Annotated in this window: 13 protein-coding genes; all 13 read right to left on the bottom strand. The window is 58.2% G+C overall.

Annotation, left to right across the window (positions count from 1 at the left end; translation table 11 throughout):
- Nucleotides 1-4 precede the first annotated feature (4 nt).
- The 13 genes from TQ39_RS16840 to TQ39_RS16780 all read right to left on the bottom strand — a co-directional run bounded on the left by TQ39_RS16840 (nt 5) and on the right by TQ39_RS16780 (nt 14,602).
- Nucleotides 5-2,323, bottom strand: coding sequence for a VirB4-like conjugal transfer ATPase, CD1110 family (locus TQ39_RS16840; RefSeq protein WP_050006407.1), 2,319 nt, complete (start codon nt 2,321-2,323; stop codon nt 5-7).
- A gap of 14 nt (nt 2,324-2,337) precedes the next feature.
- Nucleotides 2,338-2,562: a hypothetical protein gene (locus tag TQ39_RS16835; protein WP_050006396.1), complete on the bottom strand. Its 225-nt coding sequence runs from the start codon at nt 2,560-2,562 to the stop codon at nt 2,338-2,340.
- A gap of 60 nt (nt 2,563-2,622) precedes the next feature.
- Nucleotides 2,623-3,336: a hypothetical protein gene (locus TQ39_RS16830; RefSeq protein ID WP_050006395.1), complete on the bottom strand. Its 714-nt coding sequence runs from the start codon at nt 3,334-3,336 to the stop codon at nt 2,623-2,625.
- The gene (locus TQ39_RS19995; protein WP_069955770.1) at nt 3,333-7,712 is read right to left on the bottom strand and encodes a PrgI family protein; all 4,380 of its coding nucleotides are present in this window, start codon (nt 7,710-7,712) and stop codon (nt 3,333-3,335) included. Before TQ39_RS19995 ends, TQ39_RS16830 begins: the two co-directional genes overlap by 4 nt.
- A 15-nt stretch (nt 7,713-7,727) precedes the next feature.
- Complete coding sequence (locus tag TQ39_RS16820) at nt 7,728-8,564, bottom strand: VirB6/TrbL-like conjugal transfer protein, CD1112 family (protein WP_050006394.1); 837 nt, start codon at nt 8,562-8,564, stop codon at nt 7,728-7,730.
- 74 nt (nt 8,565-8,638) lie between these two features.
- On the bottom strand, nt 8,639-8,950 hold the full coding sequence (locus tag TQ39_RS16815) for a type II toxin-antitoxin system RelE/ParE family toxin (RefSeq protein WP_050006393.1): 312 nt from the start codon (nt 8,948-8,950) through the stop codon (nt 8,639-8,641).
- Nucleotides 8,931-9,221 (bottom strand): type II toxin-antitoxin system Phd/YefM family antitoxin, encoded by a 291-nt coding sequence (locus TQ39_RS16810; protein WP_050006392.1) that lies wholly within the window; start codon nt 9,219-9,221, stop codon nt 8,931-8,933. Before TQ39_RS16810 ends, TQ39_RS16815 begins: the two co-directional genes overlap by 20 nt.
- A 65-nt stretch (nt 9,222-9,286) precedes the next feature.
- A complete protein-coding gene (locus tag TQ39_RS16805) occupies nt 9,287-9,646 on the bottom strand; it encodes a glutamyl-tRNA amidotransferase (RefSeq protein WP_082052325.1) in 360 nt (119 codons plus the stop codon).
- Complete coding sequence (locus tag TQ39_RS16800) at nt 9,621-11,447, bottom strand: VirD4-like conjugal transfer protein, CD1115 family (protein ID WP_050006391.1); 1,827 nt, start codon at nt 11,445-11,447, stop codon at nt 9,621-9,623. Before TQ39_RS16800 ends, TQ39_RS16805 begins: the two co-directional genes overlap by 26 nt.
- Nucleotides 11,444-12,304, bottom strand: coding sequence for a hypothetical protein (locus tag TQ39_RS16795; RefSeq protein WP_050006390.1), 861 nt, complete (start codon nt 12,302-12,304; stop codon nt 11,444-11,446). The genes TQ39_RS16800 and TQ39_RS16795 overlap by 4 nt, the downstream gene beginning before the upstream one ends.
- Nucleotides 12,305-12,318: 14 nt before the next feature.
- A complete protein-coding gene (locus TQ39_RS16790; protein WP_050006389.1) occupies nt 12,319-12,909 on the bottom strand; it encodes a PcfB family protein in 591 nt (196 codons plus the stop codon).
- On the bottom strand, nt 12,893-14,293 hold the full coding sequence (locus TQ39_RS16785; RefSeq protein ID WP_050006388.1) for a relaxase/mobilization nuclease domain-containing protein: 1,401 nt from the start codon (nt 14,291-14,293) through the stop codon (nt 12,893-12,895). Before TQ39_RS16785 ends, TQ39_RS16790 begins: the two co-directional genes overlap by 17 nt.
- The gene (locus tag TQ39_RS16780) at nt 14,294-14,602 is read right to left on the bottom strand and encodes a MobC family plasmid mobilization relaxosome protein (RefSeq protein ID WP_050006387.1); all 309 of its coding nucleotides are present in this window, start codon (nt 14,600-14,602) and stop codon (nt 14,294-14,296) included. It lies immediately after the preceding gene.
- Nucleotides 14,603-14,726: the final 124 nt, after the last annotated feature.

Genomic DNA, 14,726 nt, shown 5'->3' with positions numbered 1-14,726 from the left:
CCGGTTACACCTCCCCTGGGCGCGTGCTCATCAATTTGTAAAGCCGGGTGTCCTTTGAAATATCATTGATGAAGGGCACCAGGCTGCCGCCCATCTTCAGCAGGCCGCGTCCCGCTTCAGAATCCGTGACATACGAAAGCTGCGTATCCGAAATATGCAGAAGCTCCGCCAGCTTCGTGCGGTCCGACGCCGCCTGATTGAGCAGTACAAGAAATTCACTGTTGGAGATCATACTGCGTGCTACCTCGTTGTCCAGCGCCTGGTCCAGATTCTGAAATATCCCACTGGCCAAAGCCCCGTACTTCCGGTATCTTTTCCATGATACATCCAGAAAGTTCGTGGACCACTCATAGGAAAACAGAACAGACAGCTCATCAAAATAGATCCACGTCCGCTTGCCACGCAGGCGGTTCTGCATCACGCGCATCATGACCACCTCCATCAGCACCAGCATGCCGATGGGGCGCAGCTGCTGGCCCAGGTCCCGGATATTGAAGCACAAAACACGGTTGTCCAGCTGCACGTTGGTGGGCTGTGCGAACGTGTTCAGGCTGCCCTTTGTGAAAATTTCACTGGCCAACACGATATCCTTCGCCAGATCCTCCTTCTGGCACTGCAAAATACGGTAAAGGTCCTGCAGTGTAGGAGCCTGCGGCTTTTTGCTGAATTCCTCATACAGGTCGAGCACCGCGCGGTCGATGATGGATTTTGCCCGGCGTCCGTTCGTCTGCACATCCAAAAGGTGCTCGTACAGTGTAAGGATAAACTCGGATTTGAGCGAAACAGGCTTTTCCCCTGCCTCATAGCCCTTTCCCAGCTCCAGCGCGTTCACATGCTGCGTGCTGTCCGGCGCAAGGCGGATGTTCTGCCCTCTCACCGCATCCACCACCGGGCCGAACTCCGCTTCGGGGTCACAGATCAATACATCATCGTCCGTGTTCAGAATAACGTTCATCAGCTCCCATTTCGCGGCCATGCTCTTGCCGCTGCCCGGCACGCCAAGATAAAAACCGTTCCCGTTGAGTAGCAGCTTGCGGTTGCAAATGATGCTGTTCCGGCTGATGGCATTTCTGCCATAATAGATACCGCCCCGGTCCATCACATCCTGCACGGAAAAGGGCGTCAGCGCCGCCGCGCTCTCTGTGTTCATCGTGCGCATCGCTTCAATTTCCCGCAAGCCGTAGGGCAGTGCCGTGTTCAGGCCCTCCTCCTGCTGGAAATGGAGCGTATTGAAACGGCACAGATCGCCCCGCGCCGTGGCCGTGATGGCCTCCGTGTCACTGTTGAGCTGCGCATAGCTGTCCGCCAGATGCACCAGCGTCACCAGCACAAGCACCATCCGCTGGTCCCGCGAAGTCAGATCATCCAGCAGCGCCTTCATTTCCTGCCGCATCTGCTGCATCTCATAGGGAGTCTCCGCGGAAAAGTTGTGGTTCGCGTTCTGCTTTTGCTGCCACCGGGTAATATCCGTCTCCACGGCAAGCACGCGCTTTTGCATGTCCGCCACAGCCTCCTCCATGGGGACCGGGACGATCTGGATGGACAGCATCAGATTCTGCGGGAATTCGCACAGCCTGGCGATCGTTTCGTCCTTGAGAAAATTGGGATAATCCTTTAAAAACAGTACGCGCCCGAACTTTTTGCCCATGATGAAATGGTCGCTCTTGAATTGCAGGCTGTCCGGCGCGATATAGTCCCGGAAATCCTGGCCACGCGCCATGGCCTGCGAAAGGTCAAAATTGAAATACTGTTCTTCCCCGCTGCGAAAAAAATCGTGCAGGATGCGGATGCGGTCATGGGAAGAAAGCTCTGTAAGCTGGCTGGACAGCCGCCCGAATCCGGATGCAAGCTCTGTGCCGACGCGGGCAAAAAAACTCCTTGCCTCATCAATACTCCGACGCTGCACAGAGATAACGACGTATTTCTCCCGGAAAATGTTGTTGCTCCATTCCGTGCGCTCCCGCACGATCTGGTTGTATTCCTCCCGCAGCCTGTCCATATCATCGCCGCGCAAATGCATCAGCATGGTGTTCTCAAATTCCACCGGGTCGATGCGGCGATTGTTCGTGAGCACCTGCACATACGCATCATCCGGCCATGCGTTGATGACGCTGCAGTAGCGCATCAATATTTCCGCCTGGTCCGCTTCCGACGCCACGGCGTAGTTCACATCCTGAAACCGCCACGCCTTGGAATACCGCCCGCCGCACAGCCATATCCCGTCCCGGTATATCTTTCTGACCGGAATGGACTCCTGTACGGAGCGCGGTACACGGAAGCTCTCTCCATGCCTGATCAAACGGTTAAAAATCTGTATTTTCATTCTGCATTCCCCATTCATCGTTCCTGTTTTCCGTCCCGCTGCCGCAGGCGGCTTTTGTGAAAGTCTTTTGCCCATTCCGGGCGGATGTACTGCAGCCGGATCGTCAGAGACGCGGCGTCCCGCTGCATTTCCCGGTATGCGATCGCATTGTTGACGTCCAGAAAATACATCTCCGGCTTTTGAGCTTCTTCATCTGTTCCGCAGACCATCCAGCCCTGTACGAGTTTTTCCTGTTCCACTGTTTCAGCCCTCCATAACACTGAAACGGGGCGGCCTCAGCCGCCCCGTCCCGTTCCGTCCTATCGCATCAGGATGATCATACCATCTGTGAAAACACAGTTGGCCGTTGTACATCCCTGCGCGCCAAGCTGCTCAAATGCCGCGTTCATCGCTTCCCAAAGCAGACAGTAGCTCTCGTCCTCGGTCTCTGCGGCGTAGTCCGCCAGTACAAAGGATGCCGCAGGCTGCGTACAGGCACCGCTGCGCTCCATACCCACATGGCCCATCATGCTGTCCGCCTGGTTGGTCGCAAGCAGGAGCGCGTATTCTTCCGATACCGTAACAGGGACCGTCTGTTCGTCCGCTGTTGCTGCCGTTACACCCAATGAATCTTCGGCATTGGCGTCCGATTCCGCTGTTTCGTTGCCGGAAGCCGGTTCCGAGTCAGCGTCCATTTCATCGGATGTCATACTGTCGGAAGCAGGCAGTGAGCTGCCGGTTTCAGCTTTCGAACCCACAGAAGTGCTGCTGTCAGACTCCACCGGCATACTGCCGGATTCGGGCTGCGAAACAGAATCCGATCCATCCTCTGCATTGCTGCCGGACTCCGGCTCGGTGCTTTCATCCGCTGTACTGCAGGAACTGGATACGCTGCTCTCATCCTGCGCCACACTTTCCGAAATGCCGGAGTTTTCGGGGATGGATACGTTCTCCGCCTCCTGTGCCGCCAGCGCGGGAAGCAGTGCGGAAATGGACATGAGGCCCGCAAGGGCCAGTGATACGATCGTTTTCATTCTGCAAAATCCTCCATGTTTTCTTCATCCGTTTCTTCTACTTTGTTTTCTTCCTTTCGCTTCCAAATGAGCATGGCCAGCGCCGTGCCGCACAGCAGCACGAACAGCACCGTCCACCAGTCTACGAAGCGGAAACGCCATACGAGCGGCTGTGTGAGGAAGAACAATACCGCAGACAGTACCGCCAGCACCGCATTCACGGTTTTCTGGACAGCGTAGCCCCGCGGCTCATCTTCTTCTACGTCCTCATCGACCTGTTCATCTTCATCGTCTGCATCTTCACCGCCGTCTTTTTTCCCGTGCAGCCACACAAGGATGGCAAGCAGGATGGAGAGCAGCGTACAGGCAAGGTCGGCCAGCGTCAGCGCGCGGGCGTCCTCCCGCGCAGGGACCTCCACCAGTGCCGCCGGTCCTTCCGTCTCTGGATCCGGCTCCGGCTCGGGTTCCGGCTTCGGCTTCGGCTCCTCCGGCTCAGAGGGCGCAGGCTCCGGCTTCACAGGTGTTACGAAGCTGTCGACCGGTACGGTGTACTTCAGCAGATTCCCGCACCGGTCCCACACGAAAAAATCGTAGTCTCCGTTCCGGTCCACTTCAAACACAAGCGTATCCACGCCATATGCCACACTGCCGTCCGGCCGCGTGATGGACTGGACGCCGCAGATGCTGCCGTCCGTTCCCAGGTTGATGTTCACCTTTCCGTCCTCGCCCGGCGTCAGCGTATGCGAAGCCGTGGGCGGCGTTTTGTCCAGCACGATGTCACGCGCCTTTTCTTCGCTCACATTCCCGGCAACATCCCATACACGCACAACGATATGGACGATCTGTTCCTCCGTAAACTTCGGCGGGTCTGCCGGGTCGAACACCGTCCATTCTCCGTCGCCCACTTTGTATTCGTACCGTTCGATGCCGGAACCGACATCATCGGCGCTGGCGTTCATAACGAGATCGTAATTGTAGTACTCGGTTTTGCCGTATTCCGTGATGATGGTGCGGTCACCGCCGTCCAGCGGCTCAAAATGGAAATCCACAGTCGGGCGCGCGGTGTCCACATTGCCCACTTCCGCGTGCAGTGTGGCCGTATTTCCGCCGTTGTCGGTAATGATGAAGTCATACGTACCATTGACGCTCACGGTAAAATCCGCCGCATCGCCCTCCACTACCGTGCCGTCCGGCATCGTGATGGACTGGACGCCGCTGGGCGCATAGCCGTCCTCCGGCTTCGGGTCGGTGGCCGTCACATGGATGGCCGCAGGCCCGTTCGTCCAGATATCCGGCGTCACGGTATATTCCGCTTCGGGAGCGAGGTGATCAATATTGCTCACCCCGGTATGCAGTGTGAACGTATTGCCGCCGTTGTCCGTGATGATGAAGTCGTATTTCCCATTGGCGTCCGCAACGAAATCCGCGGTACCGCCTTCCACCACCGTGCCGTCCGGCATCGTGATGGACTTGACGCCGCTGGGCGCATAGCCGTCCTCCGGCTCCGGGTCCGCAGCCGTCACACGGATGGTCACGGGCTTGTTCGTCCAGTCACCGGGCATCACCTCATAGTCCGCGGCCGGCGCAAGCCGGTCGATATTGCTCACTTCAACGGGATAGGACAGGATGTTGCCGCAGTAATCCCGCACAGAGAAATTGTACACGCCGTTTTTGTCCACAGTATACTTTGCCTGCGCAGCATCCACGATGCTGCCGTCCGGCAGGGTGATGTCCCGCACGCCCGACAGGTTATCGTCCGTGGACAGGTCGATCTCCACCGTCCCGTTCGTCCAGTGATCCGGGGTCAGAGTTTTTTCCGCCACTGGCTCGGTCTGCTCGAACATGAAGCCTGCAAAAATGGCGTCGGACACATTCCCTGCATTGTCCTCCGCCTTTGCATAGATGTTTCCGAAGTATTCCTCCCGCATGGCGGGCTTGTCCAGCTCGTCATAGGTCAGCCAATCGGCTGCGAGGTGGTCTTCGTCCAATGCGTATTGGTAGTAGATGGCCTTGATGCCGCTGTCCGTCCAGCCGTCATCGGCCAGATCGTGGGCCAGCAGTTCCGGGCGGTCCACCTCATTGAAATGCGGATAGCCGAACAGACCCGCGGGCGCGTTGTCCACTGCCGAATGCAGGATATCGTCCATCACGGGCCTGGAACGGTCGATGGTGTCGATGACGATCTCTTCGGGGCCGGGGTCTGGTGTTCCCTCACCTCCATCTGCATCCGCGTCCGCGGACACGCGCTGCACGTTGTCCTTCGCCCACAGATAGTACGTGCCGTTTTCCGTGATGTTGGCGAAAACATTGCTGTCCTGCCACTCAGCGGGGCGGTCCGCCGTGCGCGTCACCGCATACTGCCCAAGGCCGGACTCCGTATCATGGGCTTTTACCGTGACGGTCTTTTCCTGGCTCCAGCCCTTGTCCCACTCCACAGAATCAATGACCGGAGAATGCTTGTCGATGTGGTCGATGATGAACGGGTACGGCTCGGACACATTGCCTGCCAGGTCGCGCGCATAGGCGTTGTAGCTGCCGTTCTCGGTGAAAATGAAGGCCGCTTCTGCCGTGGAATCCACCCAGGTGACCGGGTCAGGAGCATGACGGCTTCCCATATCTTTTTCGGCCCGTTCCCAGCCGATGGCCACAACGCCGCTGTTATCGTCCTGCGCCGTTACTTTCGCCCAATTTTCCTTCGCGTCCCAGGTACGCTGTGTCTCCACCTTTACCACAACGGGCGGCACGATATCCAGCGCGGTGACGTTCACCTTTGCGGCAGCGGAAATATTCCCCGCCTTGTCCGCTGCCCAGATGTAGTAAACGCCGTTGTGGTCTGCTTTCGGTGCGGAATCTTGAAACTTATCCAGCGCAGGCGCTTTTTCTTCCGTGGTGACCGCATAGCCTTTCACGCCGCTGTCCGCGTCTGTGGCCGTAACGGCCAGCGTCATTTCTGTGTGCCCGCTGTCTGGCTGCTGCTCCACCTTTGAAATGACCGGAGCGACCTTATCCACCAGCGCGGTCTTGCTGGCCGTGCCGGAAACACGGCCCACATTGTCGGTGGCGCGGGCGCTGACCGTATGTTTGCCGTGGTCTGCGATGGAGAGCACGCCGCTGTATGCCGTCCAGCTTCCGCCGTCCAGAGAATATTCCGTGCGGGCAACGCCGCTGTGTGCGTCGCCGTTGTCCTTCACTGTGGCGGTAACAGAAGTATTCGTCCACTGTTCCGTGGAAAGCGTGACGCCGGGCACATTGGGCGGGGCCGGGTCGATGTACACCTTTGCCGTGACCGTCTGGCCGGAGGCGTTGCCCGCGCCGTCCACCACACGGGCGGTCACCGTTGTTTCACCTCCTGCCGTGATGGTCACGGTTGGGTCGCCCACGGGACAGCCTGTCCATGCCCCGCCGTTGATGCTGTACTCGTAGTGATGGATGCCGCTGCCGTAGTCGCCCGGCGCCGCGCTCCAGTCCGGCAGGCTCGTGCCTGTGTCTGTTCCGCCCGAAAAACGCACCACCGCGCTGTCCCTCTGCCAGCCCGTGGGCGCGCTGACCTGCACGCCGGCCGGCCCGGTGAGGTCATAGCCGTAATAGCAGCCCGCATACATCGGCACGTTGACTGGGATGTATACCCGGTCATCCGACAGCTGCCCGTTGTTGTGCCTGTGCCGCACCAGCGCGTAGCGGATGCCCATGTCGCCGCCCGCTGCCGCAATATCGTATCCATAGCACGGCATATACAGATTCGGGGACAGCGCCGTTCCCTGCGAATTCCCCAACGGGTCCCGCCCGCACACCGGGCAGAGCCAGATGTCATAGTTGTTGGGCGATGTGAAGATCTCCCGTGTGTTGATGGTCTGGGAGCTGCCGGAATACATGTACCCGATCACGTAGGTATATGGCGTGCCGTTTCGGTCCGCGCCCAGCGCGCCGCCCGAGGCAAACGCCGTGGACGCAAGCAGCATCACACACAGCAGCAGCGCAAGCAGGCTTGCGCTATATCGTTTCCATTTCTGTTTCATCCTTCTTCCTTCTTTCCGCTTGTATTTGAAAAGGGCGGCTGGTTTTTCCAGCCGCCTTTTTTCACAAAAGAATATATACCAATAGTTTTTCGCCCGGAACACACGGGGCCGGGCGCGCAGCACCTGGCTTTTGAATACCGCCCACAAAAATTTTTCCAGCGGCATCCCGTTGTAGGTAAAAAATCCGGCCAGCGCCAGCGGCGCGGCCCCAAAAATACATACCCAGCCCGTCGCTTCCGTTCCAAGCGTATCCACACATCCAAAATACATCCCCACCGCTGCTCCCACAGCGGCAAGCGAGCATCCGAACTGCCGCAGCGACAGCCCGAAAAAAATGCTTTCATGGTATTGCCGTACTTCCTTCGGCACCTTTATCTCCAAAATTCTTTCACCTCGTTACAGGCTCATCATTTCCCGCACGATGCGGTCCGAGCCTTTTACCAGTCCCACAAGGACCAGCATGTTGAAGATCATTTCCGCCACATAGGTCCAAACCATCGAAACCGCTGAGCCTGACGGTGCCGCGGGCGACCCGCTGCCCATATATGCGGAAAAGATCAGGCAGGACAGCACGATGACCGCACCTTCCAGGCACACGCCCACATATCCTTTGAGGAACGCCTTCCCCGTGGCCGCCGTTTCGCCGCTGCCAAATGCCGCGATGGGCACCGGGGCCAAAGCTGTGTAAATGTATAGTTTGAAAAAACGGCTATACACCGTCATGATCAGGATAAAGGAAAGCACGGTAATGAACAGGCTGCCCAAAATCGTCACGAGCCACAGCGGGATGGACGCGAGAAAACCCACGTTTCCGATGGCCGCGCTGATCTCGCCGGGCAATGTGCCCACGTTGCCCGCCATACCGCCCATCTGCCCGGCCACCGTGCTTACAATGCCGCCGCATATATCGAACACGGCCAGCATCAGCGGCATACAGTAGGTGACGGCGGCTTTTGCCGCCACAAAATGCAGGAAATACCGCAAAGCCGCCTCCGGGCGGCGCAGCTCCTGAAAGTTCACCGTGTTTTTGAACAGCCCCATGGCGAAAAACAGAACGAGCAGCCCATACCCGATGGCCTGCAGCGCGCCGTTGATCTGCACAACGATGTTCCATATCCCGCCACCTTTAAATTCCTGCGGCGTCATGCTCACAAGCTGCCAGATCTCCGCCAGCTTCTCATTCCATGTCGCCAATGCATTTTCCAGATTCTCTACGATCCAGTTATCATCCAAATGATTTCACACCTCCACAAACAAAAAAGACGGCCTGAAAAAGCCGTCTTTTTTCATGCGATTCTTCACTTTTTTTATCGAAGCAGCCACCCATATTCCTGTCTGGCGTCTACAATGTACTCTACATAGACTGTATCGTCCACTACAACGTATATAGCCAGATACCACTTGGGTATATGCAGTTTTCGATATGGACTCCTCCGATCTTCTTCATCCAAATAAGGACATCGCTCCGGCATCTGTGCCAGGCTTCGTATACCTTCCATCAGGGATACCCTCAGCTTTTCCGCTGCCTGCGGGTTCACTTCCGCCAGGAAAGATACATGCGCCTTCATCATCTGCCGCGCCTTATCCGAAATCAGTACCCTATACCTCTGCCCGTCCATGCCCTGACGCCTCCGCAATCGCCCTTCGCAGTTCAGCATCCACTTCATCAACAGAATAGTATTTTGCCCCGTTGATTCGGTCGCGTTCAATGTCCAGCAGGGTCTCCCGCAGGGCTAGCATTTTCTCACGGCGGGAAAAGGCTTCGATATCCATTACGACCAAATCACCCTCGCCGCTTTTTGTCAAGTACACAGGTTCTCCTGTGCTTTTGCACAGCTTTGAAATTTCGTTGTAGTTGTTGCGAATAGACGCCGATGGTTTGATGTTCATACTCCGCCCTCCCTGTTACAAATTAAGCACATATATATCTTACCCTCAAAATATTACCGCGTCAACTACACCGTAATAAAGTCCAAAATCTCCTTTGCAAACATGATGAGCAGCCCGCCGAAAAATGCCAGAAAGCCGTTGGCCCGCTGGCTGGAATCATGGCTCTGCACCGCAAGGCCGATCTGTACGATGCCGTAGCCCGCCACGATAACGCCCACGGCGCGCACACATTGGAACACCAGGTCGGACAGGTTGTTGATGGTGTCCAGCGGCCCCGATGCGCCGCCCTCTGCAAAAGCCGGGACCGCCAGCAGCGCGCCCAGCAGGCACACCAATACAATACGCGCATATCCGATGCGCGCCTTATGACCGCGCTTTGCATCGCGCAGCGCCGCCGCGTCAGGCTTGTTCTTTTTTTCGTTCAATTTTCTTTTCCTCCAGTTCTTCTTTGCTGTGAAGCACCTCAACCGCCGAAAGCAGCTCCGGCGCAAGCGGCGTTCCCTTTTTCCATTCTTCCTGTACATCCTCCGCCGGAATACTGGCGGACAATGCGCAGTAATCCTCCGGCACCTTGTATGGCGGCGCGCCGCCCATTTCCGTGTACCGGATATTCGGATGCCGGTTCAAGTCGTACTTCCGGTCCAGCACTGGGCATTCGCCGCGGATGAGCAGCAGCGCGTCCCGGTCCACCATGCGCAGCTCCTCCGGCGTCACAAGCTCCCGGCCCGTATTCTGGAAGTTCCGGCTGGATGAGCCGCCGCGCCCCTTTGTCTCACCGCGTGTTATGGTATCAATGGTCGCCTTCCCTGTCATTTTGCTGATATACGACAAGCTTTCCTGATCGTTGCCGCCCAGGAACAGGAACGAATCGCAGTTGCCCACGACCTCCTCCCAGCTCTCCTTGTACATCGCCTTGATGGCGGAAAGCCCCTGTACCACCACGCTGCACCCGATGTTCCGGCTGCGCGCCGTGCGCAGGATCTGCAGATAGTTGTCCGGCTGCGGCGTATTCGCCCATTCGTCCTGGATGCACTGCACATGCACAGGCAGCGGCCCGCCGTATTTCTGGTCGGCAATGTAGTAAAGCTCCTGAAACGCCTGCGTATACAGCATGCTCACCAGAAAATTCAGGCTGGTGTCGTTGTCCGGTATCACGCAGAAAATCGCGCGCTTTTCCTCCCCCAGCCGCCCAATATACATCTCGTCGCTGTCTGTGACGCGGGCCAGCTCCGGCAGATTGAAGGGCGCAAGCCGGACCGCCGCGCCGATGAGGATGCTTTTCGCGGTTTTGTCCTGCGCCTGCTTGAACACCTTGTACTGCTTGAGCGCAATGCTCTGCGGCTCTTCGCTTTCCAGCTCGTCAAACAGCAGGTCCAGCGCACTTTTGAAATTCGGGTCGCCCTCCCGCACCTCCGCCGCGTTGATCATCTCCATGACCATCGTGAAGTTCTGCTCGCACACAGGCGCTCTGTGCTTCAGATACAAAATGAGCGCCTGCAGGAGCGCCGTCTCCGCACGGTCCCAGAACGGGTCCGAGTTTTTCGCGTCCTTAGGCGTCGTGTTCGCCACAAGGTTCGTGACAAGCCTCAGCGCGTCGCTGTCTCTGCGCAGATAGGCGAAGGGATTGTAATGGCCGCGCATATTCACAAGGTCCAGCACCGTGAACGGGATGCCCTGCTTTTCAAGCAGCCCGCCCACGGCGCGCAAAATCTCGCCCTTGCAGTCTGTGATAATATATGAGCAACAGGCGTTCATCACATTGGGCAGGCAAAAATACCGTGTCTTGCCCGCTCCGGAGCCGCCGACGATGAGCTGGTGGGTATTGCGTTTTGTGATGCGCCCATCCAGGCCCAGCGCGACATGCTGTGTCAGCAGGATGTTTTTCTCCCTGTGCCGCCTGTCCCGGTACTTTTTTCCGATGGCCCGCGGGTCTCCCCACCGGGCGCTGCCGTATTCTTCGCCCGGACGGCGGTTGCCGCGCCCGGATTCCACGGCCACGGCCCCCGCCGGATACAGCAGCCCCGCCAGAAGCAGAAAACGCCCCGTATCCTCTGTCCAACGGACCGAGAACGGGGCGTTCATGCAGACGGAGAAACGGGCGAGCACCCTGGACAGGGATGCGCCGCCGGAAAACGCATCGGCCAGCGCCGCGGCGAGCCACAATGCCAGCGGGAAGCCCAGCGCCCACAGGATGCACCGGGCCGTGCGGCCCTGCTGCGGCTTCACCGGGTCAGCACGGCATTCTTTGCCCTGCTGCGCTGGCGCAGGTCCAGCGCACGTTCAATGCTGCGGTTCAGCACCTTGGAAAGGTCGCAGGTCTCCCGCAGCATATTCAGGCGTTCGGGCGCTTCCAGCTCCCCGTACTGCTGTACGACGCCGGAAAAGTCCGGCTGCTCCACCGGGACGCCGTACCGTCTGCACAGCGCATAGCATACGCTGTGCGCATCCAGCTCATAGGGCCGCGGGTCAAAATCGCACGCCTCCATCCCTGTTCCGATCTGCGCATAGACGATCTCGCGCGCCAGCGCGCGGAACGATGCCGCGCCCGAAAGGTCCGGCTGGATGGCGATGCGGTTTTCCTCCGGCTGGTATTCCGCCTCCCCGAAGATATCTGCTGTCGCGACAACCTCCACGGGGCTGCTTTGCAGCAGCGCGCCCAGCGCCTTTTCCATGTCCGGCGTTCCGTCCCGCAGTATCCCACGCACGGGAACCGGGTCGCCTGCGGTCTGCGCCTTGTCGTACACATAGTCCAGCTTGATGTACCCGCTGCGCGTATCCCGCATGAACACCTGTACGGGCGTTTCATCCTCGCGTATTTTCCGCCCAAGCTCTGCCCATTTTTTGCGCGGCAGAAGCTGCGTTGCGCCGGGGCGCTGCTTCCATACTGTGGCGGTATTGACCGCATTGTACATGGTCTGCGCGTGCAGGTCCAGAAACGCCCTGTATTTTTCCGGGTCCGATGTGACCTCCATCACCGCCGCGTCACGCCGCTCATAGGCCTCTGTGCGTTCCTCCTGTTTTTTCTGCTTAAAATCCTCAAGCTCCTGATTTCTGTTTGCGATCAGGTCTGCGATATTTGCCATAGCTTTTTTCACTCCTACAACTCAAAATACGGCTCGTCCCTCGTTACCGTACGGACGGCGTTGTCCGTCTGCGTGCGCGCCTGCTTTTGCAGGCGGTCGATGGCCGCGCGCACGGACGGACGTTCAGTAGCAGTCGTCCTCGCATTGCTGTCTGAGCCATGCCCGCGTGTCTGCGAGGCGCTGCCGGACCGACCGCGGGCGGCTTCTTTTTTTACCTCCACTGCCTTTTCCCGCGGCACAGGGTAGCCCAGATGCTCCAGCACGCGGTTGACGCTTGCCGCCGCGCTGGCCGGAAACAGGATATCGTTCAGCCCGTTGTCCAGAGATTTGTTTTTGATCGGGCAGAACAGGACGCCGTATTCCTTTGCAAGCTGTCGGAACTGCCGCAGGTCTTCGCTTTTGATGGGCAGCAGCTTCAATTCCTCGCCGCTGCGCAGCAGACGCGTCAGATGCGTGGGGCCATGGGTCTTTTCCTCTTCTTTGGCCAGAGCCACCAGGATCGCCGCAAGGTTTTTTGCGCCGAGCCCGGCCAGCTTCACAGCCTCCTCCGTGATCATCAGGCTGTCCCGCACCAGACGCTCCGCCGCGTCACCTCCCATATTCATCGCGCTTCACCTCCTTTCGCTTTTTCGTTTCTTCCCGCTGCGCGTCCATATGGGCCAATGCAAGCTGGTCCCGGATATGCTCCATATCCGCCTCGATCTGCTCGCACAGGCGCAGTTCCCGGCGCATGGCCCGAAGCGCGCTGGTCAGACGGTCGATTTGGGCGGACAGCTCCGCACGGTTCATACCATTGGATGTATCCCCCCTTTTCCGGTACAGCACCGCACGCCGGTGCGTCATGCGTTCGATCTCTGTTTCCGTCTGCGCCCTGTACGCACAGAGTGCGGCGCTGTCCGTGATTTTGTGTTCCAGCAGGAACTGATGCTGTGCCAGATACCGGTCGAAGCGGCGCAGCTCCCCGCGCAGCGCATAGGAGACGTGGCGGGGCGCGCGTTTGCGCCGGACCTTGCACAGCAGGTGCAGGTATCGGTAAGTCAGGGCGGCAAAACCGGAATATCCGGCCCGCCCGGACGCAAAGCGCCCGCGCAGGCGGTAGGCCCTGCGCGGGCGTGAAGAGGACTTTTGATTTTCTTTTTTCCGCATGTTTTGCCGCGCCGGGCGCGGCGGGACTTCGGGCGTGGTGGGCGTCCGAAGCTGCGGCGGCTGCTCCAGCCGCTGGCGGATGGCCGCCTCCGTGTATTCCGGCCCCAGGGATTTAAAGCGCAAAAACTTGCCGCCCGTCTTATGGCGGACCGCCATATATTTGATCTCCGGGCCGCATTTGACGATGTATCCGCGCCGCTGAAGGCCAAACACAAAGGTCTGGAAGCTGACAGCGGCGGCAAGCACTTCGTCCACATCCGCTTTTACCATTCCGTGCATGGTGGGCTTTTTCTCCTTTTCGTCCAGCCATTCCCGGTACTGCTTCCCTTTGTTTTGCGGCTCAATGACGGAAAGGCCGTATTCGCGGCAGAGCGCGTCTGAAACGGTACGGATTCCGTTGTAGTAGTTGTTGAAATCGTTGCGGAACATCCTGCCGTCCGCATACGAACAGGCGTTGAACACGATGTGGTTATGTGGATGGGCTTTGTCCAGATGCGTGCCAATGACGGTTTCGTACCGTCCGGCCAGAAATCGGCGGACAAATTCACAGCCGATCTCATGCGCCTGCTCCGGCGTCACCTCTCCGGGCCGGAAGGACTGGATGATGTGATAGCCCTGCACCCTGTTTTGGTCCTTGCCCCAGCGCCGTTTGGTCGCGTACATTTCCGTGCAGGGCGCGGTAAGGCCGCAGTTGAATGCGTCCGTGAACAGGACGCTTTCTGTTTTGGCGGCATCCAGTGCATAGCCTGCCGCTGTTTCCAGCGCGGTCTTTTTTCCGTTGAGCGCATAGCGCACACGGCGGTCAAGGCGGGTGCGGATCGGAAATATTTTTGTGTATGCCATTCACAGACTCTCCCTTACAAGCGAAAGCGCCTCGCTGCACAGCCGCTGCAGTTCCTCCACCTGTGCGGGGGAAACGCTTTTAACCGTGTTGGCAAGGCGCGTGATCTGGTTGATGTTGTTTGCGATCCCGGATATCTCACGGACGAGCCGTAGCTGTTCTTCCGTAGGCCGCGGCTTTATTTCCACGCCCATGATGAGATTGCGGATGAGCGGTTCTTTTTTGCTGCCGCATTCCGATGCCAGTGCATCGAAGCGGACGGCTTCTGTCTGTGAAAGCCGGACTGTAATTTTTATTGGACGCTTGGTCATGATTCTTTTTTCCTATATAAAAACGCGCAGCCAACAGGACTGCGCGTTTGGTATGTACAGCATTAAGACTCTATTCAATCTCCTATCACAACTTTCTCTTTCCCTCATACGAAACGGAGAGGTG

Source organism: Ruthenibacterium lactatiformans, from assembly GCF_000949455.1.
Classification (GTDB): Bacteria; Bacillota; Clostridia; order Oscillospirales; family Ruminococcaceae; genus Ruthenibacterium; species Ruthenibacterium lactatiformans.
The sequence above is the reverse complement of the archived record's forward strand: the minus strand, read 5'-3'. Positions and strand labels throughout refer to the sequence as shown.

What these genes read in the sequence shown, in the direction of transcription:
- TQ39_RS16795 (WP_050006390.1), bottom strand. Translation starts at nt 12,304, where the DNA reads ATGGCAAATATCGCAGACCTGATCGCAAACAGAAATCAGGAGCTTGAG.
- TQ39_RS16785 (WP_050006388.1), bottom strand. Translation starts at nt 14,293, where the DNA reads ATGGCATACACAAAAATATTTCCGATCCGCACCCGCCTTGACCGCCGT.
- TQ39_RS16830 (WP_050006395.1), bottom strand. Translation starts at nt 3,336, where the DNA reads ATGAAAACGATCGTATCACTGGCCCTTGCGGGCCTCATGTCCATTTCC.
- TQ39_RS16780 (WP_050006387.1), bottom strand. Translation starts at nt 14,602, where the DNA reads ATGACCAAGCGTCCAATAAAAATTACAGTCCGGCTTTCACAGACAGAA.
- TQ39_RS16790 (WP_050006389.1), bottom strand. Translation starts at nt 12,909, where the DNA reads ATGAATATGGGAGGTGACGCGGCGGAGCGTCTGGTGCGGGACAGCCTG.
- TQ39_RS16815 (WP_050006393.1), bottom strand. Translation starts at nt 8,950, where the DNA reads ATGGACGGGCAGAGGTATAGGGTACTGATTTCGGATAAGGCGCGGCAG.
- TQ39_RS16840 (WP_050006407.1), bottom strand. Translation starts at nt 2,323, where the DNA reads ATGAAAATACAGATTTTTAACCGTTTGATCAGGCATGGAGAGAGCTTC.
- TQ39_RS16810 (WP_050006392.1), bottom strand. Translation starts at nt 9,221, where the DNA reads ATGAACATCAAACCATCGGCGTCTATTCGCAACAACTACAACGAAATT.